At 69.0% G+C, this 26488-nt stretch carries 22 protein-coding genes and 2 pseudogenes; 11 read left to right on the top strand and 13 right to left on the bottom strand.

What is annotated here, in order from left to right; all coding sequences use genetic code 11:
• Window positions 1-149: 149 nt before the first annotated feature.
• From fmdA to urtA, 7 genes are all read right to left on the bottom strand, one after another.
• Window positions 150-1379 (bottom strand): formamidase, encoded by a 1230-nt coding sequence (gene fmdA / locus ACXJKQ_RS03790; protein WP_457104444.1) that lies wholly within the window; start codon window positions 1377-1379, stop codon window positions 150-152.
• 63 nt (window positions 1380-1442) lie between these two features.
• Window positions 1443-2462 (bottom strand): alpha/beta fold hydrolase, encoded by a 1020-nt coding sequence (locus ACXJKQ_RS03785; protein WP_457104443.1) that lies wholly within the window; start codon window positions 2460-2462, stop codon window positions 1443-1445.
• Between the two features lie 9 nt (window positions 2463-2471).
• Window positions 2472-3179 carry an urea ABC transporter ATP-binding subunit UrtE gene (gene urtE, locus ACXJKQ_RS03780; RefSeq protein WP_457104574.1) on the bottom strand — a complete coding sequence of 236 codons (708 nt, stop codon included), beginning with the start codon at window positions 3177-3179 and terminating at the stop codon, window positions 2472-2474.
• A 59-nt stretch (window positions 3180-3238) separates the two neighbouring features.
• Window positions 3239-4024, bottom strand: coding sequence for an urea ABC transporter ATP-binding protein UrtD (gene urtD, locus ACXJKQ_RS03775; protein WP_457104442.1), 786 nt, complete (start codon window positions 4022-4024; stop codon window positions 3239-3241).
• Window positions 4025-4031: 7 nt separating this feature from the next.
• The gene (gene urtC / locus ACXJKQ_RS03770) at window positions 4032-5204 is read right to left on the bottom strand and encodes an urea ABC transporter permease subunit UrtC (protein ID WP_457104441.1); all 1173 of its coding nucleotides are present in this window, start codon (window positions 5202-5204) and stop codon (window positions 4032-4034) included.
• A 13-nt stretch (window positions 5205-5217) separates the two neighbouring features.
• Window positions 5218-6144 carry an urea ABC transporter permease subunit UrtB gene (urtB, locus tag ACXJKQ_RS03765; protein ID WP_457104440.1) on the bottom strand — a complete coding sequence of 309 codons (927 nt, stop codon included), beginning with the start codon at window positions 6142-6144 and terminating at the stop codon, window positions 5218-5220.
• Window positions 6145-6339: 195 nt separating this feature from the next.
• Window positions 6340-7608 carry an urea ABC transporter substrate-binding protein gene (gene urtA / locus ACXJKQ_RS03760; RefSeq protein ID WP_457104439.1) on the bottom strand — a complete coding sequence of 423 codons (1269 nt, stop codon included), beginning with the start codon at window positions 7606-7608 and terminating at the stop codon, window positions 6340-6342.
• Window positions 7609-7879: 271 nt separating this feature from the next.
• Between urtA and ACXJKQ_RS03755 the strand changes: the two genes are divergently transcribed.
• From ACXJKQ_RS03755 to ACXJKQ_RS03740, 4 genes are read left to right on the top strand one after another with little or no spacing between them, the layout of a single operon-like run.
• Window positions 7880-11254: a hybrid sensor histidine kinase/response regulator gene (locus ACXJKQ_RS03755; protein ID WP_457104438.1), complete on the top strand. Its 3375-nt coding sequence runs from the start codon at window positions 7880-7882 to the stop codon at window positions 11252-11254.
• Window positions 11247-12164, top strand: coding sequence for a response regulator transcription factor (locus tag ACXJKQ_RS03750; RefSeq protein ID WP_457104437.1), 918 nt, complete (start codon window positions 11247-11249; stop codon window positions 12162-12164). The genes ACXJKQ_RS03755 and ACXJKQ_RS03750 overlap by 8 nt, the downstream gene beginning before the upstream one ends.
• An 8-nt stretch (window positions 12165-12172) precedes the next feature.
• The gene (locus tag ACXJKQ_RS03745) at window positions 12173-12514 is read left to right on the top strand and encodes a hypothetical protein (RefSeq protein ID WP_457104436.1); all 342 of its coding nucleotides are present in this window, start codon (window positions 12173-12175) and stop codon (window positions 12512-12514) included.
• A 46-nt stretch (window positions 12515-12560) separates the two neighbouring features.
• Window positions 12561-12935: a DUF6894 family protein gene (locus tag ACXJKQ_RS03740; RefSeq protein ID WP_457104435.1), complete on the top strand. Its 375-nt coding sequence runs from the start codon at window positions 12561-12563 to the stop codon at window positions 12933-12935.
• A gap of 7 nt (window positions 12936-12942) precedes the next feature.
• Here the strand turns inward: ACXJKQ_RS03740 and ACXJKQ_RS03735 are convergent, their stop codons facing one another.
• The gene (locus ACXJKQ_RS03735; RefSeq protein WP_457104434.1) at window positions 12943-13386 is read right to left on the bottom strand and encodes a DUF488 domain-containing protein; all 444 of its coding nucleotides are present in this window, start codon (window positions 13384-13386) and stop codon (window positions 12943-12945) included.
• 271 nt (window positions 13387-13657) lie between these two features.
• On the opposite strand from ACXJKQ_RS03735, the gene ACXJKQ_RS03730 reads away from it, so the two are divergent.
• Entirely contained in the window at window positions 13658-14473 is an 816-nt protein-coding gene (locus ACXJKQ_RS03730; RefSeq protein ID WP_457104433.1) for a glycoside hydrolase family 25 protein, read from the top strand.
• A 130-nt stretch (window positions 14474-14603) separates the two neighbouring features.
• Entirely contained in the window at window positions 14604-15386 is a 783-nt protein-coding gene (locus tag ACXJKQ_RS03725) for a Crp/Fnr family transcriptional regulator (RefSeq protein WP_457104432.1), read from the top strand.
• 133 nt (window positions 15387-15519) lie between these two features.
• Here ACXJKQ_RS03725 and ACXJKQ_RS03720 read toward each other — a convergent pair.
• Window positions 15520-15651, bottom strand: a pseudogene (locus ACXJKQ_RS03720) (iron ABC transporter substrate-binding protein); the annotation flags it as partial.
• Complete coding sequence (locus ACXJKQ_RS03715) at window positions 15651-16034, bottom strand: VOC family protein (RefSeq protein WP_457104431.1); 384 nt, start codon at window positions 16032-16034, stop codon at window positions 15651-15653. The pseudogene ACXJKQ_RS03720 and the gene ACXJKQ_RS03715, both read right to left, overlap by 1 nt.
• Before the next feature lie 226 nt (window positions 16035-16260).
• Between ACXJKQ_RS03715 and ACXJKQ_RS03710 the strand changes: the two genes are divergently transcribed.
• Window positions 16261-17184 carry a DnaJ C-terminal domain-containing protein gene (locus ACXJKQ_RS03710; protein WP_457104430.1) on the top strand — a complete coding sequence of 308 codons (924 nt, stop codon included), beginning with the start codon at window positions 16261-16263 and terminating at the stop codon, window positions 17182-17184.
• 293 nt (window positions 17185-17477) lie between these two features.
• Complete coding sequence (fabI, locus tag ACXJKQ_RS03705; RefSeq protein ID WP_457104429.1) at window positions 17478-18302, top strand: enoyl-ACP reductase FabI; 825 nt, start codon at window positions 17478-17480, stop codon at window positions 18300-18302.
• Window positions 18303-18395: 93 nt separating this feature from the next.
• Here the strand turns inward: fabI and ACXJKQ_RS03700 are convergent.
• Both ACXJKQ_RS03700 and ACXJKQ_RS03695 read right to left on the bottom strand, forming a co-directional pair.
• Window positions 18396-18666: pseudogene (locus ACXJKQ_RS03700) on the bottom strand (AAA family ATPase); the annotation flags it as partial.
• A gap of 136 nt (window positions 18667-18802) precedes the next feature.
• A complete protein-coding gene (locus tag ACXJKQ_RS03695; RefSeq protein WP_457104428.1) occupies window positions 18803-19795 on the bottom strand; it encodes a polyphosphate kinase 2 family protein in 993 nt (330 codons plus the stop codon).
• 96 nt (window positions 19796-19891) lie between these two features.
• Here ACXJKQ_RS03695 and ACXJKQ_RS03690 point away from each other — a divergent pair, with 96 nt between their 5' ends.
• From ACXJKQ_RS03690 to ACXJKQ_RS03680, 3 genes are all read left to right on the top strand, one after another.
• Window positions 19892-20479, top strand: coding sequence for a histidine phosphatase family protein (locus tag ACXJKQ_RS03690; RefSeq protein WP_457104427.1), 588 nt, complete (start codon window positions 19892-19894; stop codon window positions 20477-20479).
• 111 nt (window positions 20480-20590) lie between these two features.
• Window positions 20591-24661, top strand: coding sequence for a Pls/PosA family non-ribosomal peptide synthetase (locus ACXJKQ_RS03685; RefSeq protein ID WP_457104426.1), 4071 nt, complete (start codon window positions 20591-20593; stop codon window positions 24659-24661).
• Window positions 24662-25095: 434 nt separating this feature from the next.
• A complete protein-coding gene (locus tag ACXJKQ_RS03680) occupies window positions 25096-26250 on the top strand; it encodes a diguanylate cyclase domain-containing protein (RefSeq protein ID WP_457104425.1) in 1155 nt (384 codons plus the stop codon).
• Between the two features lie 27 nt (window positions 26251-26277).
• On the opposite strand, the gene ACXJKQ_RS03675 is transcribed toward ACXJKQ_RS03680, so the two are convergent.
• A partial coding sequence (locus ACXJKQ_RS03675) for a transposase (RefSeq protein ID WP_457104424.1) occupies window positions 26278-26488 on the bottom strand: 211 nt, incomplete at its 5' end.

Below are 26488 nucleotides of genomic sequence, written 5' to 3'. Positions count from 1 at the left end.
CGGGTCCCCTCTCCCGTGCGGGAGAGGGACAGGGTGAGGGCTGCGACCTCTCCGGAAAGACCGGGTCCCTCACCCCAACCCTCTCCCGAACGGGAGAGGGGGCAGGTCGCGTCCGGTGAGACGGAAGTGCTCACCGGACGACTGGAGGGTCACAGATCCGGCGAGAGCGGCATCTGGATCGAGCCATCGAGGAACTTGGTCGGTCCGTCGGCGCCGGGATTGATGTCGAACTCGAAGATCTTGGTCGGTATCCAGAGGGTCGCGCAGGCGTTCGGGATGTCTACGACGCCCGAGATGTGGCCCTGGACCGGCGCCGTGCCGAGGATCGAGTAGGCCTGCGCGCCCGAGTAGCCGAACTTCTTCAGGTACTCGATCGCGTTCAGGCAGGCCTGCCGATAGGCGATGTGGACGTCGAGGTAGTGCTGGCCGCCACTCTCGTCGACCGAGATGCCCTCAAAGATCAGGTGGTCGTCGTATTTCGGCGTGATCGGCGACGGCTTGAAGATCGGGTTCTTGATCCCGTACTTGGCCATGCCGTCCTTGATCAGCTCGACCTTGAGATGCACCCAGCCGGCCATCTCGATGGCGCCGCAGAAGGTGATCTCGCCGTCGCCCTGGCTGAAGTGCAGGTCGCCCATGGAGAGGCCGGCGCCGGGCACGTAGACCGGGAAGTAGATCTTCGAGCCGCGCGACAGGTCCTTGATGTCGCAATTGCCGCCGTGCTCGCGGGGCGGGACTGTGCGGGCGCCCGTGGCGGCGGCCGCGTCCTTCGCGTCGCCGTTCAGGCGGCCCATATGGGCCGTCGGGCCGAAGGGGAGGGTGGCGAGCGCCGGCACGCGCTCCGGATCAGTGTCGTAGAGCGCCTTCTCGCGGGTGTTCCAAGTCTCCAGCATCTTGGGATCGGGCAGGCAGCCGATCAGGCCGGGATGGATCAGGCCGGGGAAGCGCACGCCTGGGACGTGGCGCGACTTGGTGAACATCCCCTCGAAGTCCCAGATCGACTTCTGGGCCTGCGGGAAGTGCTCGGTCAGGAAGCCGCCGCCGTTCTTCTTGGAGAAGAAGCCGTTGAAGCCCCACTGGCTCTCGGGCTTGGCGCCGATGTCGAGGAGGTCGACCACCAGCAGGTCGCCTGGCTCGGCGCCCTCGACGCCGATCGGACCCGAGAGGAAGTGGACGATCGACAGGTCGATGTCGCGCACGTCGTCGGCGGAATCGTTGTTCTTGATGAAGCCGCCGGTCCAGTCGTAGGTCTCGACGATGAAGTCGGCGCCCGGCTTCACGTAGGCGACCATCGGGATGTCGGGGTGCCAGCGATTGTGCACCATGTCGTTGTCGTAGGCCGATTGCGTGAGATCGACCTTGATCAGCGTCTCGGGCATCTCGTGTCTCCAGCTCCCTGACTTGACCGGGGCAGGCCCCGTCCGCGCGCCGCTGCGCGTCTCTCACCCGCTCGCGAGCAGCTCTCTCAGAGCGTCGTCGAGGACCTTGATGTCGTCCGGGCTGGTGCCCGGCCCGCCCGCGAAATGGCCCCACCACGTGTCGATCACGCGCAGCTCCGCGTTCGGCATGGCGGCCGCCTCGATGGCGTTGTCCTCGGGCGGGAAATACAGGTCCGTCGAGGCGGGCATCAGGATCGCCTTGGCGCGAATGGCGCCGAGCGCGGCCTTGAAGTCGCCCTTGAAGGTGTCGTTGGCGCTGATGTCGCCGTGCTGCCACGTCCACAGCATGGTGAGCAGGTTGTTGGCGTCGCGCTCGTAGAACAGGCCTTCCCAGAACCCGATCAGGAAGTCCTCCAGCGAGGCGTAGCCCATGTGGGTGATGTCGGCCTCGAGCCGGTAGAAGGTCTGCGACAGGCCCCAGCCCGCGTAGACCCGGCCGAATGCGCGCAGGCCCCGGGTCGGCGGGCTCGTGTACCATCCCTCCGCCCAGGCGGCATCGGCCTGGAGCGCCGCTTTGGCGCCCTCCAAGAAGACGTAGTTATGACGCGAGCACTTGGCCGAACCCTGAAACGGCAGGATCCTCGGCACCATGTCGGGGTACATCGCCGCCCAGTGGTAGGTCTGGAGCGCACCCATCGACCAGCCGGTGACGAGGACGAGTTTTGCGATGCCGAAATGTTCGGTGACGAGGCGGTGCTGGGCGCGGACGTTGTCGTAGGCGGTGACGTTGGGGAAGCGCGGCCCGTTCCAGGGCGCGGGCGTGTTGCTCGGCGAGGACGAGAGCCCGTTGCCGAACATGTTCGGGATGATGATGAAGTACTTGTCTGGGTCGAGCGCCTTGCCGGGGCCGATCAGCCAGTCGTTCTCGGTGTGCTGGCCCGAGTACCAAGTCGGGTAGACGATGGCGTTGTCCTTGGCGGGGCTCAGCGTCCCGAAGGTCTTGTAGGCGAGCTTGGCCGCGCGCAGCGTCTTGCCGCACTGGAGCACGAAGTCGCCGAGTTCGAAGATCGCGTGATCGGCCATGCTGCGCCCCTAGACCGACAAGAACCGGGCGACGGCGGCCTCGTCGATCCCGTCACGTGGGGCCTCGTGGACGATCGACCCGTTCTCCATGACGATCACCCGGTCGGCGACGTCGAGGGCGAAGCTCAGGACCTGCTCGGACACGACGATCGAGAGGCCGCGCGCGTCGCGAATTTTTTTCAACGTTCGGCCCATCTCGCGGATGATCGAGGGCTGGATCCCTTCGGTGGGCTCGTCGAGGAGGAGCACTTTCGGGCGGCTCGCCAGCGCCCGGGCGATGGCGAGCTGCTGCTGCTGGCCGCCCGAGAGGTTGCCGCCGCGCCGGCTCTTCATCTCCAGGAGCACCGGGAACATGTCGTAGAGGTCCTGCGGCACCTTGCGGGTGCCGGTGACCGTCAGGCCGGTCTCGATGTTCTCCTGCACCGTCATGGTCGAGAAGATCATGCGGCCCTGCGGCACGTAGGCGAGGCCCTTGGCGACCCGGGCGTGGCTCTTGAGCCCCGCGACCTCCGCGCCCTCGACCCGGATCGACCCAGCCTTGACGGGCACGAGGCCCATCAGGGTCTTCATCAGGGTGGTCTTGCCCATCCCGTTGCGGCCCATCACGGCGACGATCTCACCCGGCGCCACCGAGAAGGTGAGCCCGTGCAGGACCTCGCTCTGGCCGTAGGCGGCGTGCAGGTCCTCGACGGCGAGCGCCGGTGTCGCGGCCGGCATCGTGGCGAGCGGCGGTGGCTGGACGCCGGGCGGATGCGCAGTCTGAAGCGACGCCATCGTCAATGTCCCAAATAAACTTCGATGACCTTCGGGTCGTTCTTGACCCGCTCCATCGAACCTTCGGAGAGCACCTTGCCCTGGTGCAGGACCGTCACCCGGTGGGCGATGTCCTCGACGAACTTCATGTCGTGCTCGATCACCAGCACCGAGCGGCCCTTGATGATCTGGTTGAGGAGCTCGGCGGTCTTGATCCGCTCGCCGACGCTCATCCCGGCCACCGGCTCGTCGAGCATCAGCAGCTCCGGGTCTTGGATCAGCAGCATGCCGATCTCCAGCCACTGCTTCTGGCCGTGGCTCAGGAACTCGGCCCGCTCCTTCAGCTGGTCCTTCAGGAAGATCGTCTCGGCGATGCTGTGGATCCGGTCGCGGACCTCCGCGTCCCGCTTGAACGTGAGGGCGCCGAAGACCGAGCGGCCGCGGGGAAACGAGATCTCCAGGTTCTCGAACACCGTCAGGTCGTCGTAGATCGACGGCGTCTGGAACTTGCGGCCGACGCCGGCCTGCACGATGGCGCTCTCGGAGAGCTTGGTCAGCTCCTGGCCCTTGTACTTGATCGAGCCCGTGCTGGCCTTGGTGCGCCCGCAGATCAGGTCGAGGACTGTGGTCTTGCCGGCGCCGTTCGGGCCGATGATCACCCGGATCTCGTCCGGATCGACGTAGAACGACACGTCATTCACCGCCTTGAACCCGTCGAACGAGACCGTGAGCGCCTCGACGGCGAGGAGGTAGTCGGGCGGGGCCGCCTCGGCGCCGACCACGGGGGAGGAGAGGATCGCGGCGTTCATGGCATGCTCACTCGGCCGGGGCGCCGTGGGGTGGGGCGATGGCGGGCGCGGGCGCCTGCAGGCTCTTGGCGCGGCGGGTGAGGCGCGGCTCGATGTGCTCGCGCCAGATCCCGGCGAGACCATTCGGGAAGGCCAGCACCACCGCGATGAACAGGGCGCCGAGGCCGAACAGCCAAAGGTCGGGGAAGCTCTCGGAGAAGCTGGTCTTGGCCCAGTTCACCAAGAGCGTGCCCCAGACCGCGCCGAACAGGGACAGGCGCCCGCCGACCGCCGCGTAGATCACCATCTCGATCGAGGGGACGATGCCCACGAAGGAGGGCGACATGAACCCGACCTGGAGGGTGAACATCGCGCCGCCGATGGCCGCGAGTCCGGCCGCGAAGCAGAAGGCGAAGACCTTGAACCCCGCCACCGAGTAGCCGGAGAAGCGCACCCGGTCCTCCTTGTCGCGCATGGCGACGAGGATGCGGCCGAGCTTCGATTTCTTCACGTACTGCGCCGCCAGGATGCAGGCGATCAGGAGACCGCCGTTGACGAAGTACAGGATGACCTTCGCGTGATCGGTGCGGATGTCCCAGCCGTGGAGGGTACGCAGGTCGGTGATGCCGTTGATCCCGCCGGTATAGCCCTGCTGGCCGACGATCAGGATCGTCAGGATCGCGGCGATCGCCTGGGTGATGATGGCGAAGTAGGTGCCGCCGACCCTGCGCTTGAACATCGCGAAGGAAATCAGCATCGCGAACAGGACCGGGATGGCGACCGCGAGGATGATCGTCAGCGGCAGGCTCTTGAACGGCTGCCAGAACCAGGGGAGGGCGGTGATCTGGTTCCAGTCCATGAAGTCCGGAATGCCGGGCGTCGACTGGATCTTCGTGTTCTCGATGCTCGAAGCCTCCAGCTTCAAGTACATCGCCATGCCGTATCCGCCGAGGCCGAAGAACACGCCCTGGCCGAGCGAGAGGATGCCCGCGTAGCCCCAGCAGATCACCAGCCCGAGGGCGACGAACGCGTAGGTGAGGTACTTGCCGACGAGGTTGAGGCGGAAGCCGTCGAGCGCCAGCGGCAGGACGACCAGGATCACGCCCGCCAGCAGAGCCAGGCTCAGCCACTCCACCGGCTTCATGAACGGGTTGTCGTTGACGGTGACGGACTTGGTGAGGGTCTGGACCGGATTCGTCATGGTCGAACAATCCTCAGCGCCGGACCTTGAGGGTGAAGAGGCCCTGGGGCCTCAGCATCAGGATGCCGACCACCGCGAGCAGGGTGATGACCTTGGCCATCGAGCCGGAGAGGAAGAACTCCAGGGTCGACTGCGTCTGGGAGATCGAGAAGGCCGACGCGATGGTGCCGAGCAGGCTCGCGGCGCCGCCGAACACGACGATCAGGAAGGTGTCGACGATGTAGAGCTGGCCGGAGGTCGGCCCGGTGGAGCCGATCATCGTGAAGGCCGAGCCGGCGATACCCGCGATGCCGCAGCCGAGGCCGAATGTGTAGCGGTCGACCTTCTCGGTATCGATGCCGACCGCCCCCGCCATGGCGCGGTTGGCCATCACGGCGCGGACCTGCTGGCCGAAGCGCGAGCGGAAGATCAGGAGCGCGACAGAGACCGTGATCAGGATGGTCACGGCCATGACGAACAGGCCGTTGATCGGGATCTCGATCGTGTCTGTGACCTGCACCGAGCCGATCAGCCAGGACGGCAGCTCGACGCCGACCTCACGGGCGCCGAAGATCGACCGATAGGCCTGCTGGAGGATCAGCGACAGGCCCCAGGTGGCGAGGAGCGTATCGAGCGGGCGCTTGTAGAGGAACCGGATCAGGCCCCATTCCACCAGCATGCCGAGCGCGCCGGAGGCGAGGAAGGCCAGACCCATCGCGATGAAGAAGTAGATCGGGAAGAGCGCCGGCAGGTAAGTCTGGAAGAAGGTCGAGCAGAGATAGGTGACGTAGGCGCCGAGGATCATGAACTCCCCGTGGGCCATGTTGATCACGCCCATCTGCCCGAAGATGATCGCCAGCCCGAGGGCCATCAGCAGGTAGACGGAGAACAGGATCAGGCCGGCGAAGCCCTGCATGGCGAAGATCGCGCCGAGGTCGCCGAGGGAGTAGTCGCCGAGCATGGTTTCGGACTTCCGCAAATGGAGTGCGTCTTCTGCCGGCTCGTCACCGTCTACGGCGCAGGTTGAGCCGTCTTTGCGAGCGAAGCGAAGCAATCCAGGGAGGCGCTACGCTCTGAGAATTCCCGCTGCCCTGGGTCGCTTCGCTGCGCTCGCGATGACGAGGGGAGGGGTGATGTCACCCCTCCGGACAACGGATTACTGATATCCCTTCGGGAACGGATCCGGCTTGATCAGCTCGGGACTGGTGTAGACGATCTCGAACTGGCCGTCGGTCTTGGCCCGGCCGACCCGGGTCTTCGACCAGAGGTGATGGTTCTCGTCGATCTTCACGTAGCCTTCCGGCGCGCCCTTGAACTCCAGCCCCGGAGAGGCCGCCACCACCTTGTCGACGTCGAAGGAGCCGGCCTTCTCGCAGGCCATCTTCCACAGGAACGGGCCGAGATACGCCGCCTGCGTCACGTCGCCGATGACGGTCTTCTCGCCCCACATCTTCTTGAACGCGGCGACGAAGGCCTTGTTGTTCTCGTTGTCGATCGACTGGAAGTACTTCATGCAGGCATAGGCCCCGGCGATGTTTTCGCCGCCGATGCCGTCGATCTCGTCCTCGGTGACCGAGATGGTCATCAGCACCTGCTTCGACAGATCGATGCCGGCCGCCTTGAGCTGCTTGTAGAACGCCACGTTCGAGCCGCCGACCACGTCGGCGAAGATCACCTTCGGCTTCGTGAGCTTGATCTTGTTTATCACCGAGTTGAACTGCGTATGGCCGAGGGGGAAGTATTCCTCGCCGACGACCTTGCCCTTGAGCACGTTCTCGACATGCTTGCGGGCGATCTTGTTGGAGGTGCGCGGCCAGATGTAGTCCGAGCCGATGAAGTAGAAGCTGTCGCCGCCCTTCTCCTTGTGGACCCAGTCGAGGCCGGCGAGGATCTGTTGGGTGGCTTCCTGGCCGGTATAGAAGACATTCTTGGACTGCTCGAGGCCCTCGTAGAAGGTCGGATAGTACAGAAGGCCGTTATACTGCTCGAAGACCGGTAGCACCGCCTTGCGCGAGGCCGAGGTCCAGCAGCCCATCACGGCGGCGCAATGGTCGTTGACGAGGAGCTTCTTGGCCTTCTCGGCGAAGGTCGGCCAGTCGGAGGCGCCGTCCTCCTGGATGATCTTGATCTTGCGGCCGAGCACGCCGCCGGCGTCGTTGATCTGCTGGATCGCGAGTTTTTCCGCTTCCTGGGCGCCCGTCTCCGAGATCGCCATGGTGCCGGTGATCGAGTGCAGGATGCCCACCGTCACCTCGGTGTCGGTCACGGCGAGGCCGGTGGTGTTCACGGCCGCGGTCGGCGGCGCCGCCCAGGCGCTGCGCGGCATCAGGGCCAGCGCCGGGGCGCCGGCCAGCCCCATGAGCAGCCTGCGCCGCAGCGGGGAGCGCAAGCCGCGATCGGCGCCAGTGTCGGTATCGTCTGCCATCTGCCTGACCCTGTTGGCGTCCGGTCCTTGAGAGGCGGGCCGGATCGACGAGCGCAGGCTAGGTCCTGGGTTGCCGTGCGGCCTATACGCGATTTTGCGTATGGCCGCGTTCTTGCTTGCCCTGCATCATCGCGGCGGAATACTTTGAGGTTGCGGTGACCGGAAGCGCGATTGAGGCGAGCACCGCTCGGGTGCTTGGTGTTTCGCGCGCGCGCGTGACGAATGCTTTCCCGGCGACGGGTCGTGGCCGGTTCGTCCGAGTCCGGCGCGCATGAGCGGGCCGCAGCGCATCATCCCCATCCGGCGGGACTACAATCGATTCGTCGCGGACGAGACGCTGGAGGATTACGCCCTCCGCTTCACCGCCAAGAAGGCCCGCCGCTGGTCCGGCTTCGAGGTGGCGCAGACCGCTCTCGGGTCGATCTCGTTCCTGGCCCTGGAGGCGATCGGCGGGACGCTGGCGCTGACGGCGGGCCTGCCCAACACGATCGCGGCGGTGCTGGTGGTCGGCCTGATCATCTTCGCCACGGCGGCGCCGATCACGGTCTACGCCGCCCGCTACGGGGTCGACATGGACCTCCTGACCCGGGGCGCCGGCTTCGGCTATCTCGGCTCGACCGTCACGTCGCTGATCTACGCGAGCTTCACCTTCCTGTTCTTCGCCATCGAGGCCGCGATCATGGCCCTGGCGCTGCAGCTCTGCTTCGGGTTGCCCCTCGGCGTCGGCTATCTGCTCTGCGCCGGCGCGGTGATCCCGCTCGTCGTCTACGGGATCCGGCTGATCAGCCGCTTCCAGATCTGGACGCAGCCGATCTGGATCGTCCTGAGCCTGCTGCCGCTGGTCTTCGTGGCGGCGCAGGGCGGGGGGGCGCTGAGCGCGCTGGCGGGCTTCCCCGGGCTCGACGGCGGCGGTGCCGGCTTCGATCTCGCCCGGTTCGGGCTGGCCACCGGCGTCCTGCTGGCGCTGCTGGCCCAGGTCGGCGAGCAGGTCGACTTCCTGCGCTTCGTGCCGGAGCCGGCCTGGCCGGGGGATCGCCGGTGGTGGCTGGCGGTGCTCTCGGGCGGGGCCGGCTGGATCCTGCCCGGGATGCTCAAGATCCTGCTCGGCGCGGCCCTCGCCGTCCTGGCACTGGGGCATGGGGTGTCCCCCGAGCACGCGGCGGAGCCGACGCGCATGTACGCGGTGGCGTTCGGCTACCTGACCGGGGAGGGGAGCCGGGCGGCGCTGCTGCTCACCGGACTGTTCGTCGTCGTGTCGCAGCTCAAGATCAATCTGACCAACGCCTATGCCGGCTCGATCGCGTGGTCGAACTTCTTCTCCCGGCTGACCCACAGCCATCCCGGGCGGGTGGTCTGGCTGGTCTTCAACGTCGCCATCGCGGTGCTCCTGATGGAGTTCGGCATCGACAAGACCATCGGGAGCACGCTGCCGCTCTACGCCTCCGTGGTCTCGGCCTGGGTCGGTGCGCTCGCGGCCGACCTCGCGGTCAACAAGCCCCTCGGCCTCTCGCCGCCGGGCATCGAGTTCAAGCGCGCCCATCTCTACGCGGTGAATCCCGTGGGGACCGGGGCCATGGCGCTGGCGCTGGCCGCCGGCGGGGCGGCCTATGTCGGCTGGCTCGGACCGGCGATGCAGCCCTTCGCACCGCTCCTGACCCTCGCCGCCGCCTTCTGTGCCGCCCCGGCGATCGCCTGGGCGACCGCGGGGCGCTGGTATCTCGCCCGGACTCCGAAGCAGGACTGGGGCGCCGCGGAGGTTGTCTGCCGGGTCTGCGAACTGCCCTTCGAGGGCGAGGACATGGCCCATTGCCCGGCCTACGACGCCCCGATCTGCTCGCTCTGCTGCTCCCTCGACGCCCGCTGCGGCGACTTGTGCAAGCCCCACGGCCGACTGGAGGTGCAGGCGCAGGCCGTCGTCGCCCGGTTCCTGCCGGGTCGCACGGCCGCCTGGATCGGCGCGCCGCTCGGCCGCTACCTCGCGGTCATGCTGACGCTCTGCGCGGTGATCGGGCTGATCCTCGGGATCGTCCATGCCGGCGCGACGATCGGGCATCCGGAGAATCGCGAGGTCCTGCGCGCGGCACTGACCAGCGTGTTCTTCACCCTGGTGGTGATCCTCGGCGTGGTGGCGTGGCTCTTCGTCCTCGCGCAGGAGAGCCGGCGTGTCGCCCAGTCGGAGACGATGCGCCAGACGGCCCTCTACGAAGCCGAGATCGCCGCCCACAAGGTCACCGACGCCAAGCTTCAGGAGGCCAAGGAGCGGGCCGAGGCCGCCAACCAGGCCAAGAGCCGCTACGTGGTCGGGATCAGCCACGAACTGCGCACCCCGCTCTCGACGGTGCTGGGCTATGCACAGCTCCTCGAATCGGATCCGGCGATCCCGGCGCAGCGCCTCAACGCCATCCGGGTGATCCGGCGCAGCGGCCAGCACCTGTCCGGCCTGATCGATGGCCTGCTCGACATCTCGCGCATGGAGGCTGGCCGGCTCCAGATCCACCGCGACGAGGTGCGCTTGACCGAGTTCCTCGACCAACTGGTCGACATGGTCCGGCTGCAGGCCCGCGAGGCCGGGCTGGAGTTCCGTTTCTCGCGGCCCGAGATTCTGCCCACCGTGGTCGCCACCGACGAGAAACGCCTGAGGCAGGTGCTCCTCAACCTGCTGTCGAACGCCATCAAGTTCACGCCGGCCGGCACCGTGTCGCTGGATCTGAGCTATCGCAGCCAGATCGCGGTGTTCACGATCCGCGACACCGGCCCCGGCATCCCGGAGGCGGATCTGGCGCGGATCTTCGAGCCGTTCGAGCGCGGTTCGACGCCGGCCGCCCGCAGCACGCCGGGAACCGGGCTCGGGCTCACCATCGCCAACCTGCTGGCCCAGCTGCTCGGCGGCGAGATCACCATCGTGGCCGCGCCCGGTGGGGGCACGCAGGCGCGCCTGCGCCTGATGCTGGCCTCCGTGGCCCAGCCGGCCCCGATCGTGCTGCCGACCCCGTCGCCGCCGCCGGAGCGGGCCTACGCGGGCGCGCGGCGTACCGTCCTCGTGGCCGACGACGACACCGCCCACCGCGCCCTGATGCGGGCGATCCTGGAGCCCCACGGGATCGCGGTGCGCGAGGCCGGCTCGGGGCTCGAATGCCTGAGGGCTGTCGCGGCCGGCGGCCTCGACCTGATTCTCCTCGACATCGCCATGCCGGGGATGAGCGGTTGGGCCGTGGCCGCCTCCCTGCGGGCCGCCGGCCATGCCGGTCCGATCGCCATGATGTCGGCCAACGTCCACGAGATCAGCCCGGTGCGGGGCGACGATGCTCCCCACGACGCCATCTTCGCCAAGCCCTTCGACCTGCGCGACGTGATGGACCGGATCGGCAAGCTGCTCCACCTGGAATGGACGGAGCCGGGCATCCCCGCCCGGCGCGAGCCGCTTTCCGCATCGGCGGCCGCGGAGGGACCCGGCCCCGAGCATATCGGCGAACTTCTCCGCCTCGGCCGGATCGGCTATATCCGCGCCATCGAGGCCAAGCTTGCCCAGCTCGAGGAGGATGTCTCGGTGCCCCCTGCCTTCGTCGCCCGGATGCGCGGCCTCGTGGAGGGTTACGATCTGCGCCGCTACCTGTCGGTCCTGCAGGACCTTGCCCGCAATGGCTGACGCGCCGACGACCCAGCCGCACCGGGACGTGATCCTGGTGGTCGACGATTCCCCCGACACGCTGAGCTTCCTCACCGACGCGATCGAGCGGTCGGGCGCGACCGTGCTGGTCGCGGTCGGCGGCGACCTCGCCCTGGCCCTGGTGGAAGAGATCACCCCCGACGTGATCCTCCTCGACGCGGTGATGCCCGGCATGGACGGGTTCGAGACCTGCCGCCGGCTCAAGGCCAAGCCGCAGCTCGCCGGGGTCCCGGTGATCTTCATGACCGGGCTCAGCGAAACCGAGCACATCGTGATGGGCCTCTCCGCCGGCGGGATCGACTACGTCACCAAGCCGATCGCTCCCGACGAGATCCTGGCCCGGATCCGCGTGCATCTCGCCAGCGCCCGGGCCGCACAGAGCGCGCGAGCGGCCCTCGACACCACGGGGCGGACCCTGTTCGCGGTCGCCGAGGACGGGACCGTCCTGTGGTCGACCCCGCAGGCCGGGCGATTGCTGGCCGGGCTCGCCGCCGATCCGTCCGCCGCCCTCGAGCTGCCCGCCAGAGCCCGCGACTGGCTGCGCGGATGCCTCGCCGGCGCCGCCCAACCCCTGACCCTGACCGATCGCGACGGCGCCGCCTATGCCCTGAGCTTCATCGGCCGCACCCCGGACGAGATCCTGCTCCGCCTGTCGCGCGACGCGCTCTCGGGGGGGGTCGAGCGGCTGCGGGCGCGCCTGCCGGTCACCGGACGCGAGGCCGAGGTCCTGCTCTGGCTGTCCCGGGGCAAGTCGAGCCGCGACATCGGCGAGATCCTGGGCCTCAGCCACCGGACCGTGACCAAGCACCTCGAAGGCATCTACGCCAAGCTCGGCGTCGAGAACCGCACGGCAGCCTCGATCATCGCGGCGCGGCACCTGCAGGACTGAGCCGGACGATGGATCCCCATCTTGTCCACAGGCCTCGCGGCCTCGCGCAACCCATTGGTAAGCGCCGGCACCGCACGGTCCCGGCTCAGACCGACAATCCGGGTCCGGATGCGATGATGACCAGCCAGCAGCTCGCCGACGAACTGAAGCGGATCGCCACCACGCAGGTCAGCGACATCACCCGGGCGGTGAAGGAGGGCCAGAAGTCGATCGCGCTCAACGAGGTGCGGGACATGGCGCGGCGTCTCGGCCTGCTGGCCGACGCCTTCGATCCGAAATCCGCGGCCGAGAGGTCCGAGTCCACCGCCGAGTCCACCGCCGAGCCCGTCGACGACGCGCAGGCCGCCTGACACCTTCTCCGGCGGTTCCCCGCCGGTTGCCTCCCAGGAGCGCTTCATGGTCCGCGCCCACTTCACCATCCGCCTCGGCAACGCCTCGCTCCCGGCCTCGGCGGCCCAGTGGGTCGACGACGTCGAGGCCGCCCGGACCACCGCGCGCACGATCGTGCAGGGCCTGATGCGCCAGCACGGCGGCGACCCGCGGCTCATGGAGGCGGCCATGGTGATCACCGACGATGACGGGGCCACGCTCCTGGAACTGTCCTTCCTCGACACGCTCTACCTGCCCGTCGAGCCGGTGGCGGATGCGGACCGCCGCCGTCCCCGCGCTCCGCGCGGGGCCGCGCCGCGGGGGCTGACCCTGGCCCTGGCTCCGGTCCGGCGCCTCGCCGGCGCGCTCGGCATGCGCGCGCACGCCCTGTCGGCGCGCTGAAGCCCGTTCAGCCGTAGAGATCGCTGACCACGAAGCCCCGCGGCGCGAGGCGTTCCGCCAGGACGCGCCGGTGGCAGCCGGCCGGGTCGCGCTCGAAGCAGAGCAGGCAGATCGGTGCGGCCTCGGCCAGCGTGGCGAGGTCCTCGAGGGCCTGCAGCCCGGCGGCGGTGTCCAGCACCTCCTCGCAGTAGATCCGGCGCATCAGGGCCGCGTCCCCGGCCCTTGCGGCCTGCCGCCCCGCTTTCGGCRTCCCGAGGCTGCGCAGGTGCGCGTAGTCCAGGCCGGCCTCGCGCAGGGAGGTCCCGAGGGCGCCCTTCGAGAAGCCGCGCTTGCGCGAGTTCGCCACCGCCCGGACATCGGCCAGAACCGCGACGCCGGCCGATCGCAGGACTCCGACGAGGCGCTCCGAATCGAGGCCTTCGTAGCCTATGGTAAACAGATGCTTGCTCACGGTGCCGTATCCGGACTCGCGTTGCGGAACCGCGACTTAGCCGGATGGCGCCCTGTGAACCAGCCGGGGATGGGATGCGTATGTCGCGGGGATGCAACGGATCTCGGAATTCCGCCGCAATGATCGCAAAGCTCCGTTAACCGCGCCGGGGCCATCGAATACGCCTGTCTGTGGCGCATCTTCGGTGGCGGGCTAAACACTGATGTCGCGGATCTACGAGCTTTCGCGTTCGCCGGCCCGAACATGGGCCGGGCACCTGACCCGCCGGTTGATGCCGGTGCGACGCCTCGCCGGGCGGTTCGCCGCAGCCGCGATCCTCGCAGGCCTCGCCGCCTGCGCGTCGAACAACGACTTCTATCCGACCAAGGGCGACGCCAAGCCCCATCCGGGGGTGGCTAAGGCCAAGCTCCACCCGATCCAGGGCATCGACATCTCGAAGTGGCAGGGCAACGTCGACTGGGCCTCGGTCCGGGCCTCCGGCACGCAGTTCGCGTTCATCAAGGCCACCGAGGGCGGTGATCACGTCGACGAGCGCTTCCGGACCAACTGGGACGGCGCCGCCCGGGCAGGCGTTCCGCGGGGAGCCTACCATTTCGTGTTCTGGTGCCGCTCCGCCAGGGAGCAGATGGACTGGTTCAGAAAGAACGTCCCGAACGATCCCACTGCCCTCCCGCCTGTGCTCGACGTCGAGTGGAACGGGCACTCGCAGACCTGCCCCAAGAAGCTGCCGAAGGCGCAGGCCCTGGCGATGGTCACCGAGATGCTGGAGGAGATGGAGCGCTATACCGGCAAGCGCCCGATCATCTACACCGACATCACCTTCCACAAGGACGTGCTGGAGGGCGAACTTCCGGATTACCCGCACTGGCTGCGCTCCACGGCGGCCGAACCGGAGCAGCGGTTCGTCAACCGTAAGTGGATGCTCTGGCAGTTCACTTCCACGGGGCGTGTTCCCGGCGTGCGGGGCGACGTCGACCGCAACGCTTTCTACGGTACGCCATCCGATTGGGCCTCGTTCCTGTCCACGGATTGCGATCCGCGAGAGCACAAGCGGCTCTCGGAGCAAGGTCTTTGCACGGATAAGTAGAATGGAAGCCGAGCCGCAACCTAGGTTAATTCGAGGGCGGTGGGTGCGGCGTATGCTGGATGGGCGTGCCCCCTGACGGGTGAGCCCGCGAGGATCCCGACGGGAGCCTCTCCTCCCGCATCCAGCCCGCATGCCGATCGAACCTGCCGCCCCTACGGGCAATCTGCTGCTCGATGCGCTTCCGGGATCGGATCGCGCGCTGATCGCGCCCCATCTTGAGTCTTCGCGCTTCGACAGGGGGGATGCGGTGTTCGTGGCGGGTGCCCCGGTCGACACTGTGACCTTTCCCTGCGGGCAGGCTGTCGTGGCGCTGGTCATCGCCACCCGGGACGGCCGGACGGCGGAGACCGCCAGCGTCGGCCACGAGGGGGCGCTGGGCGGGATCATCGGCCAGGGTCGGCTGCCGGCCTCGGCGGGTGGGCTGGTGCTGGTGGGCGGGCCGATGCTGCGCATCGGTGCGGATCGGCTTCGACAGGCCGCGCAGCGGTCCGACACGCTCCGCGATTATCTCGCTCGCTACGCCGACTGCTTCCTGGCTCAGCTGCTCCAGATCGCCGCCTGCAACGCCCTGCACCCGATCGAGCAACGCTGTCTCCGCTGGCTGCTGTCGCTGCAGGACCGCGTCGGAGACGACACCCTTCCGATCACCCACGAAGTTTTGGCCTCGATGCTGGCAGTCCAGCGCACCTACCTCACGCGGATCCTGCGGGTCCTGCAGGAGCAGGGTCTGATCCGGGTTGGGCGGGGACGCATCACGATCCTCGACCGCCGGGCGGTCTCGGCCGCCGCCTGCGAATGCCATGCCCGCGTGAGGCTGCATTGCGATGCGGTCTTGGGCGCCCCGTCTCATGCCTCCGGCCGTCCCCGGGCCGGACCGTTTCCGACCGCCGATCGGGTCTCGCACGCGGGCTGAGATGCCAGCCCCGATCCGGGGACGACCGGCACGCAGACCGGCGTGGCGATCCCCGGCACGGGCACCACCACCACGTCGAGTCCGTAGATCAGGCGCAGCATCGCCGGGGTGACCGTCCTGGCGGGCGGCCCCTTGGCGGCCAAGCGGCCGGCAGCACGCGCTCGACCCGATCGGGAAGCTCGACGGTGCGGCCAGCCGCGTCGGTGAAGGGCCGCGCATCGGCTTCGCCGGCGAGCGAGGCGCCGCAGCCGCGAACGCACGGCATCAGGCGGATTTGCGCTCCAGGATCTCGATCAGCGCGCCGTCAGGTCCCTCCACGAAGGCGATCCGCAGGCCCGGTCCCCGTTCGGTGATGCCGGCGCGCACGGTCACGCCGCGGGCGGTGAGATCGGCCATCGCGACCTCGATGTCGGCGACGCGCAGCCCCACATGCTCGATGCCGAGGCAGGGGGTGGAAGCCGCCGGTGCGGTCTCGGCCGGCGCCTGCTCGATGAAGACGGCGAGACCGCCGAGGTCGAGCACGACCCGCTGCACCGGGTCGTCGCCAACGCGCTTCACCTCGCGCGCTCCGAAGGTCTCGACGTAGAACGCGGCGGCCTTGACGGCATCGCGGCTGCGCAGATGGAGGTGGTCGCAGGTGTAGTGCATCGGGGCTCCGGTTTTCGATCCCTGCGCGCGCCGAACTCCGGCACGGGCCTGCTGGAGGTACTATTCCGCGCCGCAGGGCACGATAGGCCGCGCGCGGCGCCGCGGCGAGGTCGGCCGCTTGACGTTCGGACCGAACCCGCAGACTTTCGCCGCCAGGACCGTTGCAGGGATGCAACATCCATCCCACATCCGGGTGGCGAACCCACACCGCACAGCCAAGAGATCCATGCGCAATCCCTACGACGTGCTGGGCGTGGCCAAGGGGGCGAGCGAGGCCGAGATCAAGAAGGCCTATCGCAAGCTCGCCAAGGACTTCCACCCCGACCGCAACAAGAACGACGTCAAGGCCAAGGACCGGTTCGCCGAGGCGAATTCGGCCTATGAAATCCTGGGCGACGCCGAGAAGCGCAAGCAGTTCGACCGCGGCGAGATCGATGCCGAAGGCAAGCCGCGCGCGACCGGTTTCGAAGGGTTCGGCGGCTTCGGCGGCGGCCGCGGCGGCAACTTCGACTTCGAGAACATGGCCCGCGCCCAGCGCGGCGGCATGGGCGGCGGGATGGGCGAGGATATCTTCTCGCACATCTTTGGTGAGGCCTTCCGCGCCGGGGGCGCCGGCCCGGGCGGCCAACGTCAGGCCGCCAAGGGGGACGACGTGGCCGCCGAACTGGCGGTGACCCTGGAGCAGGTCGCCAGCGAGGAGAAGCTGCGCCTCTCCCTGCCCACCGGGCGGGAGGTCGACGTGATGATCCCCCGCGGCGTGATCGACGGCCAGACCATCCGCCTGCGCGGCCTCGGCCAGAGCGCCGGCCCGCGTGGGGAGGCGGGCGACGCACTCCTGACCATTCGGCTCCGGCCGCATCCGCGCTTCACCGTCGAGGGAGCCGACCTGCGCACCCCCGTCGACGTGCCGTTGGAGGATGCCGTCCTCGGCGGGACGATCCGCGTGCCGACGCTCACGGGCGCCGTGGAGATGAAGATCCCCGCCATGACGAGTTCCGGCCGGACCTTCCGCCTGCGCGGCAAGGGCCTGCCCAAGAAGGACGGGACGCGGGGCGACCTGTTCGCCACCACGGCGATCGTGCTGCCCGAGAGCGAGGATGCGGCGCTGACGGAGTTCGCCCGCGGTCGACGGGCGGCCAATCCGGCCTAGCGCATCTGTTCCGGAACCCTGCTGCACCGTTTGGGACGAGCCTTCGGGGTTGGCACCCCGCCACGGGCGAAAGGACGCGGCTTACGGGGAGCGACCACGGCGCGATCCGGGGGCTGCGCGACCCGGGCCATCGCTCGATCCGATCCGCTCGGGTACGGCTCGCGGGAGAGCGGACACGTCACGCGAGGGCCGCCTGAAAGCCCTCCGCGGCGCCCCGGACTTCCGTCGCCGGGCTGGCTCCGCTAAGGAGGCCACCCGGCTCCGACAGGGGTCGCGCGGCTTCGGGATCGATCATGGCGGAACACGGGCAGGGCCTTCTGGCGGGCAAGCGGGGCATCGTCCTCGGGGTCGCCAACAACCGCTCGATCGCCTGGGGCATCGCCCGGAGCGCCCGCGCCCACGGCGCCGAACTCGCCTTCACCTATCAGGGTGATGCCCTGCGCAAGCGGGTCGAGCCGCTCGCCAAGGAACTCGACGCCCACGTCATCGGCCATTGCGACGTCACCGAGGCGGCCACGATCGACGCGGTCTTCGCGGAGGCCGCGAAGGTCTTCCCGGACGGCATCGACTTCGTCGTCCACTGCATCGCCTTCTCAGACAAGGACGAGCTCACCGGCCGCTACATCGAGACCTCCGAGGACAACTTCACCAAGTCCCTCCTGGTCTCGTGCTACTCGTTCACCGCCGTGGCCCAGCGGGCCGAGAAGATCATGCGGCCGGGCGGCTCGCTCGTGACGCTGACCTATTACGGCGCCGAGAAATGGATGCCGCACTACAACGTCATGGGCGTGGCGAAGGCGGCGCTCGAAGCGTCGGTGCGCTATCTGGCGGCCGACCTCGGGCCGAAGAACATCCGGGTCAACGCGATCTCGGCCGGCCCGATCAAGACGCTGGCTGCGTCGGGCATCGGCGACTTCCGATACATTCTGAAGTGGAACGAGTACAACGCGCCCCTCCGCCGGACGGTCACCATCGGCGAGGTCGGCGAGACGGCGGCCTATCTGGTGTCCGACATGGCGGCCGGCATGACCGGCGAGATCCTGCACGTGGATGCCGGCTATCACGTCGTCGGCATGAAGAACCCCGATGCTCCGGACCTGACCCTCGATAAGGATTAGCGATCGGCGCGGGCGGGCCGACCCGACCCGGGTCGCGCGTGCCGGCATCGCTGGAACGCTGCCGGACCTGCGTCGTGCCGCGCGCAGACGATTTCAACCCGCCTCGGCCTCGGCGGATTCGCCCGAGAGCCGCACGCGCTCGATCCGCGTCTCGCCGTAGCGCTTGACCACGGTCCGGGGCCTGGCGCCGCCGTGTTCCGCCACGTTCTCCGCCAACCGTTCGGAATGCGTGACCGGCCAGACCTGCGTGCGCTCCGCCGCCCAGGCGATCAGTCGGGCCAGCGGCGCCAGCAGATCGGGGTTGCAGGCTGGTCTGGGGCTCGTTCAGGGCGATGAAGGGCGGCAGGCGATAGCCGAGCAGCGCAGTTGAGGTTGGTCTTGCCGGTACCGGCTCCGCCGACGAAGACCGAAAGCGGTTCGATGGGAAAGCCGATCCGCCGCAGGGCGCGGTATCCTGAGACCGCGACCTCCCGAACAACCAGCATCCCGCGGCCCCCGCCTCAGTCCGGCACCGTCAGATCCGCGATGCCTTTGGCGGCCTCGGGGAAGCACGGGTCCATGGCCCCCAGTGTATCCGCCACCGTCTTGGCGATCACGTAGTTCCGGAACCACTTGTGATTGGCCGGCACTACCAGCCAGGGGGCGGAGGGCGTCGAGCAGCGCGACAGGGCGTCTGCGAAGGCCTGCTGGTAGGAATCCCAGGATTTCCGTTCGACGAGATCGGCCGGGTCGAACTTCCAGTGCTTCTGCGGATCGGCAATCCGGGCCTCCAAGCGCTTCTTCTGCTCGGCCTTGGAAATGTGCAGGAAGAACTTGACGACCGTGGTTCCGGATTCGGTGAGCAGCCGCTCGAAGTCGTTGATCCGGTCGTAGCGGCTCTTCCAGATCGCTTCGGGCACGAGGCCCTTCACCCGCACCACGAGCACGTCCTCGTAGTGGCTGCGGTTAAACACCCCGATCATGCCGCGACCCGGCACCCGTGCGTGATAGCGCCACAGGAAGTCGTGATCGAGTTCCTCGCTCGACGGCACCTTGAACGACGCCACCGCGCAGCCCTGGGGATTCACACCCTTGAGGATCGAGCGGATCGTCCCGTCCTTGCCGCCGGTATCGATCGCCTGGAAGACCAGGAGCAGGCTGCGGCTGCGTTCGGCATAGAGGCGTTCCTGGAGGGCCACGATGCGCTCGCGCTCCCCATCGAGTGCGTCCTTCGCCCAGTCCTTGTCGAGCCCGCCAGTGTCGTCCGGGTCCACCGCGGCGAGGTCGAACGCGGATCCGGGTGTGACCGCGACGATGCCCGGCGCGGCGAGGATCGGGACGCGCCGGTGGCTCCCCGCGGCCGCCGGGACGGTCCCGGCAATCGTATCGAGGCCGCTTGCCCAGCGCGCCGTCGACGGGCGCTGCGCCCCGGCGACCCCGTTCAGGTCGTCACCGTCTGTCACGCCGCCGTCGCGCTTGTGGCCGCGATGATGCTTGCCGTGCTTCTTGGACATGGGGCAGGACCTGTTTCCGGATTTTGCCGACCGACGGCGAGAACGGCCAGCGCTCCTGGCCGTTCCGGATGCCTGCGCAGGACGGGGTTGAGACGGTTGGGGACGATCTATTTCATTCGCCATGGCCAGACCGCCTGGAATGCCGAGGGGCGCCTCCAGGGCGGGCGTGACACCGACCTCAACGCCCAAGGCGAGGCGCAGGCCGCCGCCGTCGCCGAGCGCCTCGCCGCCGCGGCGGGACCCGCGCTGGCGGAGGCGGACTTCGTGGCGAGCCCCCTGAAGCGCACCCGGCGCACCATGGAGATCCTGCGGGCCGCCCTCGGCCTGCCGCCGGAGACGTACCGCACCGATCCGCGCCTGCGGGAGATCGGCTTCGGCAGCTGGGAGGGTTCGACCTGGGCCGAGATCCGGCGCCGCGACCCGGCCGGGGCGGCCGGCCGCGACCGGGATCGCTGGCATTACCGCCCGCCCGGGCTCGGGGGCGAGAGCTACGCCGCCCTCGTCGAGCGGGTCGGCCCGATGTTCTCCGCCGTGGCGCGGGATACGGTGGTCGTCGCCCATGGCGGTGTCGCGCGGGCCGCCCTGGTCGCCCTCGGCCACCTCGACATCTACGCCGCGCCGCGCCTCGGCATCCGTCAGGGCGAGGTCCTGATCCTGGAGCCCGGCGGCTGGCGCTGGGCTTGATCCTGAAAGCCGGCGCAGTGCAAAGCCGCCTCGATAACGGCACGATCGACAGGCTATAGGGCGGCGGCCACGGAAGGCGCCGGCCCGGGCGGGCGGCCAGCGGAGCAGCGGATGAGCGACGTCGCCGAGAAGACCCGGCCCGGCCCGGCGGCCGGGAAGCGCGAGCGCCCTGGGGACGCGGCGGCCTTCCTGCGCGGGGACCATCGGCCGGACCTGATCCGCGACGAGGTGCTGGCCGAGATCTTCCTGCATTCGGCCGCGGAGCGACCCGGCCATCCCTGTCTCGTCGATGGCGCGCGCGTTGAGGCCGGAGGCGTCCACCCGCACCTGACCTACGCCGAGGTTGCCGCCCGCGCCGGCCGGATCGCCGCCGGTCTCGCCCATCGCGGCATCGGCCCCGGCGACGTCGTCGGCCTGTGGATGGCCCGCGGCCCGGATCTCCTCGTAGCGCAGATCGGCATCACCCTGTCGGGGGCGGCCTGGCTGCCCTTCGATGCCGAGGCGCCGGCCGACCGGGTGGGCGTCTGCCTCACGGATGCGGCCGCGAAGGCGCTGCTGGTCTCCCCGGCGCTGGCTTCGACCGCGCCCGACGCGGCCCCCGCGCTGACGCTGCCGGACCTCGAGGCCGGGACGCCGGCCGACGCGCCCGTCCCGGACCCGCGCGCCGCCGGCCTGACGGCGGATCATCCGGCCTACCTGATCTACACCTCCGGCTCGACCGGCGTGCCCAAGGGCATCGTCATCAGCCACGCCAACATCTGCCATTTCCTGCGGTCGGGGAACGCGCTCTACGGGATGCGCGCCGACGACGTGGTGTTCCAGGGCGCCTCGGTGGCCTTCGACCTCTCCATGGAGGAGATCTGGGTCCCCTATCTTGTCGGTGCGACCCTGTTCGTGGCGAGCCCAGCCATGATGGGCGACGTCGAATCGCTTCCGGGGATCCTGGAGGCGGAGCGGATCACGGTGCTCGATACCGTGCCCACCCTGCTGGCGATGATCTCGGGCGACCTGCCGACGGTACGCCTCGTCCTCCTCGGCGGCGAGGCGCTGCCCGAGCCGCTGGTCGCTCGCTGGGCGACGGGGTCCCGGCAGCTGTTCAACACCTATGGACCGACCGAGGCCACCGTGGTGGCGACCGCCGCCGAGATGCGGCCCGGCGAGCCGGTGACCATTGGCGGCCCCATCCCCAACTACTCGGTCTACGTGGCGGGCGAGGATCTGAGCCTGCTCGGCCGCGACCAGCAGGGCGAGCTGCTGATCGGTGGCCCCGGCGTCGCGCGGGGATACCTCGCGCGGCCGGAGCTGACGGCGGAGAAGTTCATCGCGAACCCCTTCGCGTCGGACGGCACCGATCCGGTGCTCTACCGCTCGGGCGACGCGGTGTCGCTCGACGCCGCCGACCGGATCGTGTTCCACGGCCGCATCGACGATCAGGTCAAGATCCGCGGCTTCCGGGTCGAGCTCGGCGAGATCGAGGCGCGCATCCGCAGCGTTCCCGACATCAACCAGGCCGCCGTGGTGCTGCGCCAGGACGACGGCGTCGACCGCTTGGTCGCCTTCCTGATCCCGGAGCGCGGCCGCTCCATCGAGACCGCGTCCCTGCGCCGGACGCTCGCCGGCCAGATGCCGCCCTACATGGTGCCGGGCCATTTCGAGGTGACCGAGAGCCTGCCGCGCCTGACCTCCGGCAAGGTCGACCGCAAGGCCCTGAAGAGCGCCCCGCTCACGGTCGTCTCCGCCGACGATGAGCAGGAGCCGCCCGCCAACGAAACCGAGGCGGCCCTGGTCGCGGCCGCCAAGCAGGTCTTCGGCAACCAGCCGATCGCGCTGGAGGGCGACTTCTTCGCCGATCTCGGCGGTCATTCGCTGCTGGCCGCCCGCTTCGTCTCGGCCGTGCGCGAGCACCCGGCGCTCGCCGGCATCACCCTGCCGGACGTCTATGCCCTGCGCACGATGCGGGCCATGGCCGACGCGCTGATCGCCCGCACGGGCGGCATGGGTGCCGCCGCCGCGACCCGCGACCTGAGCTTCGCGCCGCCGCCGCTCCTGCGCCGCGCCCTCTGCGGCCTCGCGCAGCTCGTGGCTCTGCCCTTCGTGATCGCCCTGGCCACCGCGCAGTGGCTCGGCATGTTCGTGACCTACCTGCTGCTGACCGGCGGCGGCCTCAGCTTTTTCGCCGAACTCGGGGTGCTGCTCCTCGTGTACGTGGCGATCAACGGCGTTACGGCGGTGGCGGCGGTGGCCGGCAAATGGCTGATCCTCGGTCGGACCAAGCCGGGCCGCTACCCGCTCTGGGGCACCTACTATTATCGCTGGTGGCTGGCGCAGCGGCTGGCGCCCCTGGTCCACGTGAAGTGGCTGCAGGGCTCGCCGGCCATCGCCGTCTATCTGCGCCTGATGGGCGCCAAGGTCGGCCGCGACACCCTGATCTCCGACATCGAGATCGGCGCGACCGACCTGCTGACCATCGGCGACGGCGCCTCGCTGGGCGGCCGCCTCGTCATCGCCAACGCCGAGATCGTCGGCAACGAACTGGTCATCGGCCGGGCGGAGATCGGGGCGGACGCGGCGGTCGGGACCTCCTGCGTCATCAGCCACGACACGGTGATCGGCCCGCAGGCGGAGATCGCCGACCTCACCACCATTCCGGCCGGGACCCGGGTCGGCGCCGCGGAGCGGTGGGACGGCTCGCCCGGCCGCAAGGTCGGGATGGCCGATCCGGCGGAGCTGCCCGCACCGGCCGAGGCCTCCCTCGCGCGCCGTACGGCCTTCCTGGCCGCCTATGTCGTGCTGCTCGGCGCGATCCCGGCGGTGGGCCTGCTGCCGATCTTCCCGGCCTTCTTCATCTTCGATCAGATCTCGGATTCGCTCTCCGACATCACCGACATCGATTACCACTGGTACCTGCCGATCCTCACATGGCCCACCGCCATGCTGATGACCGCCGGCACCGTGCTCCTGATCGCCGGCATCCGCTGGGTCGTGCTGCCGCGGACGCGCTCCGGCACCTACTCGATCCATTCCCTGTTCTACCTGCGGAAATGGTCGCTCGCGCTCGCCGTCGAGGTCACGCTGGAGACGCTCTCGTCGCTGTTCGCCACCGTCTACATGCGGGCCTGGTATCGCCTGATGGGCGCCAACATGGGCCACGGCGCCGAGATCTCGACCAACCTTGCGGGCCGGTACGACCTCGCCGAGGTCGGCGCGAAGAACTTCATCGCCGACGAGGTCGTCTACGGCGAGGAGGAGGCCCGGCGCGGCTGGATGCACCTGGAACCGACGCGGACCGGGGCACGGGTGTTTGTCGGCAATGATGCCGTGGTGCCCCCCGGCGCGGTCATCCCCGACGACGTTCTCATCGGCATCAAGTCGAAGCCGCCCGAGAACGCCGCCATGAGCCCCGGCGAGACGTGGTTCGGTTCTCCGCCGATCCGGCTGCCGGCCCGGCAGAAGGTCGATCTCGGCTCCACCGCGCAGACCTATGAGCCCGGGGCCTGGCCGAAGATCCGGCGCGGCATCTTCGAGGCCTTCGCCACCTCGTTCTCGCCGATGCTCTACATCACCCTCGCGATCACGGTCATCGACTGGTACTTCTACCCGGCCATCCTGGAGCAGGACTGGTGGGGTCTGGCCTACAGTTTCGTCGTGGCGAGCGTCGCCATCGCGCTGATCCAGTCTTCCGCGGTGATCGCGATGAAGTGGCTGCTGATGGGGGTCTACAAGCCCGGCATGCAGCCGATGTGGTCCTGGTGGGCGATGCGCACCGAGGCCATCGCGGTGGCCTATTGGGGCCTCGCCGGGAAGGTGCTCCTAGAGCACCTCCAGGGCACGCCGTTCCTGCCCTGGGTGCTGCGCCTGTTCGGCGTGAAGGTCGGGCAGGGCGTGTGCATGCTCACCACCGACATCACCGAATTCGACTGCGTGTCGATCGGCGACTTCGCCACGATCAACCGGGTCTCGGCGCTGCAGACGCATCTCTACGAGGACCGGATCATGAAGATCGGCCGCGTCGTCGTCGGGCGGGGCGTGTCGGTGGGGGCGTTCTCGACCGTGCTCTACGACACGAAGGTCGGAGATTTCGCCCGGCTGCGCCCACTCACCATCGTCATGAAGGGCGAATCGATCCCCGCCAATACGGAGTGGGAAGGGGCGCCCGCGGTTCCGGTCCTGCATCGCGCCTGAGGGCGGGGCTCCAGGCACGCATACGCCGTCGATCGGCCGTGCGGTCGGACCCCGACTCCGCCCTGGCACGCGCTCGGCGTCCACAAGCGGATCGAAAGTCCCCGCCCTTCCACGGTCTCGCGCCGAGCGGATGGGCGGTTTCGATCCCGTCGAGATGGAGGCCGTGGCGCCTACCTCGGCGCCGTGTCCTGCCTGAACCAACGGAAGGGCGCGTCGCTTCCTTTGCGCCAACAATCCCGATCCGGTCGTCCGACATGTCTTAATGTAATCGAGAGTGACTGATCGGTAACAGGTCGGGTCAAAGAGTTGATCTGAACTATTGTCGTTCGATACATCTCATATTAAAATTCGGGGAATGCCGAATCGCTCCGCGATGGGCAAGCCGCGGAGACGGCGCAGGGCAATCGTTCCGGGGCGAGGATCTTCAGTCGGTCGTGCAGCTCGATCCCGCCACCCTGCTGATCGTCACGGCGGCGACGACCCTTCTGGTCGGCGCGCTGTTTCTGGGTTCCTGGCGGCAGGCGCCCGACTCCCGCGCGCTCGCGTACTGGGGCACGGCGCATCTTATGGGAGCGACCGGCTCGACCGGCCTCGCCCTGCGCAACCAGATCCCCGACCTGATCTCGGTGGGCGCGGCCAATGCGGTGGTGCTCGCCGCCTACGGCTTGATCTGGAGCGGTGTCCGCACCTTCGAGCGGCGGGAGCCGCGCATGGGACTCGCGATGGCCGGCGCCCTCGGATGGTGCCTGCTTTGCCTGATCCCCGCCTTCTACGGGTCGATCGCCGCGCGCATCGTCTACGCCTCCGCGGTAGCGGCGGCGTATTGTGGCGGGGCTACCGCGGAGATCTGGCGGGGGCGCGGCGAACGCCTCGCGTCCCGGATCACGGCCGCCACCATCCTGGGGCTGCACGGTGTCTTCTACCTCGGGCGGATTCCCGCGACGCTCATCGCGCCGCCGCAGCCGGGTCTCAGTCCACTCGCCTCCCCCTGGGTGGCGATCCTGTGCTTCGTCACCCTGATGTTCTCGATCGCCTCGGCCTTCACCTACATGGCCCTCGTCAAGGAGCGGGCCGAGCGCGAGCAGCGCATCGCCGCATCCACGGACGCGCTCACGGGCGTGCGCAACCGCCGGGCCTTCACCCGGGCTGCCGAGGCCGCGATCGCCGAGCACCGCGACGCGGCCCTGCTGCTGTTCGACCTCGACCGCTTCAAGGCCGTCAACGACCGTTACGGTCACGGGGTGGGCGACGCGGTGCTGGTGGGGTTCTGCGCGATGGCGACCTCCATGCTGCCGCGGGAGGCGCTCCTGGGACGCCTGGGCGGCGAGGAATTCGCCTGCCTGCTGCCCGGCGTGTCCCCCGCAGAGGCCCTGGCGCGGGCCGAGGAACTGCGCCGGACCTTCGCCGGGCTCAACGTCCCCGAGTTCCCGGGACTGCAGGTCAGCGTCAGCATCGGGATCGCCCAGGCCCGGCCCGGGGTCGCGTTCGACGTGCTCATGCGGCGGGCCGACGCCGCGCTCTACGCCGCCAAGAACGGCGGGCGCGATCGGGTCGCCGTGGCCGAACCGGCCGCGATCCGCGCCGCCTAGAGCTGTTCCCACCTATGTAGCGACGGCCTAGTCGCCCTCATATCCGGCGGCGGTGATGCAGTTGCGGCATTCGTCTGGGGTGAAGCGGGTGAAGGCCTCGCGGATAGCAACCCAGAGGTCGGGCACGGTGCGGGCGGTTGCGGTTCGCAGCAGGTGCTTGAGCTTGGCGAAGATCTGCTCGATCGGATTGAACTCGGGACTGTAGGGCGGAAGGTACAGGACCGGAAGGTACAGGACC

The sequence above is a fragment of the Methylobacterium sp. P5_C11 genome (genome assembly GCF_054049775.1).
The sequence above is the reverse complement of the archived record's forward strand: the minus strand, read 5'-3'. Positions and strand labels throughout refer to the sequence as shown.

Bases quoted from the DNA above. Each gene is read 5' to 3' on its own strand.
- fmdA (WP_457104444.1), bottom strand. From the start codon at position 1,379: ATGCCCGAGACGCTGATCAAGGTCGATCTCACGCAATCGGCCTACGAC.
- ACXJKQ_RS03785 (WP_457104443.1), bottom strand. From the start codon at position 2,462: ATGGCCGATCACGCGATCTTCGAACTCGGCGACTTCGTGCTCCAGTGC.
- urtE (WP_457104574.1), bottom strand. From the start codon at position 3,179: ATGCCGGCCGCGACACCGGCGCTCGCCGTCGAGGACCTGCACGCCGCC.
- urtD (WP_457104442.1), bottom strand. From the start codon at position 4,024: ATGAACGCCGCGATCCTCTCCTCCCCCGTGGTCGGCGCCGAGGCGGCC.
- urtC (WP_457104441.1), bottom strand. From the start codon at position 5,204: ATGACGAATCCGGTCCAGACCCTCACCAAGTCCGTCACCGTCAACGAC.
- urtB (WP_457104440.1), bottom strand. From the start codon at position 6,144: ATGCTCGGCGACTACTCCCTCGGCGACCTCGGCGCGATCTTCGCCATG.
- urtA (WP_457104439.1), bottom strand. From the start codon at position 7,608: ATGGCAGACGATACCGACACTGGCGCCGATCGCGGCTTGCGCTCCCCG.
- ACXJKQ_RS03755 (WP_457104438.1), top strand. From the start codon at position 7,880: ATGAGCGGGCCGCAGCGCATCATCCCCATCCGGCGGGACTACAATCGA.
- ACXJKQ_RS03750 (WP_457104437.1), top strand. From the start codon at position 11,247: ATGGCTGACGCGCCGACGACCCAGCCGCACCGGGACGTGATCCTGGTG.
- ACXJKQ_RS03745 (WP_457104436.1), top strand. From the start codon at position 12,173: ATGGATCCCCATCTTGTCCACAGGCCTCGCGGCCTCGCGCAACCCATT.
- ACXJKQ_RS03740 (WP_457104435.1), top strand. From the start codon at position 12,561: ATGGTCCGCGCCCACTTCACCATCCGCCTCGGCAACGCCTCGCTCCCG.
- ACXJKQ_RS03730 (WP_457104433.1), top strand. From the start codon at position 13,658: ATGCCGGTGCGACGCCTCGCCGGGCGGTTCGCCGCAGCCGCGATCCTC.
- ACXJKQ_RS03725 (WP_457104432.1), top strand. From the start codon at position 14,604: ATGCCGATCGAACCTGCCGCCCCTACGGGCAATCTGCTGCTCGATGCG.
- ACXJKQ_RS03715 (WP_457104431.1), bottom strand. From the start codon at position 16,034: ATGCACTACACCTGCGACCACCTCCATCTGCGCAGCCGCGATGCCGTC.
- ACXJKQ_RS03710 (WP_457104430.1), top strand. From the start codon at position 16,261: ATGCGCAATCCCTACGACGTGCTGGGCGTGGCCAAGGGGGCGAGCGAG.
- fabI (WP_457104429.1), top strand. From the start codon at position 17,478: ATGGCGGAACACGGGCAGGGCCTTCTGGCGGGCAAGCGGGGCATCGTC.
- ACXJKQ_RS03695 (WP_457104428.1), bottom strand. From the start codon at position 19,795: ATGTCCAAGAAGCACGGCAAGCATCATCGCGGCCACAAGCGCGACGGC.
- ACXJKQ_RS03685 (WP_457104426.1), top strand. From the start codon at position 20,591: ATGAGCGACGTCGCCGAGAAGACCCGGCCCGGCCCGGCGGCCGGGAAG.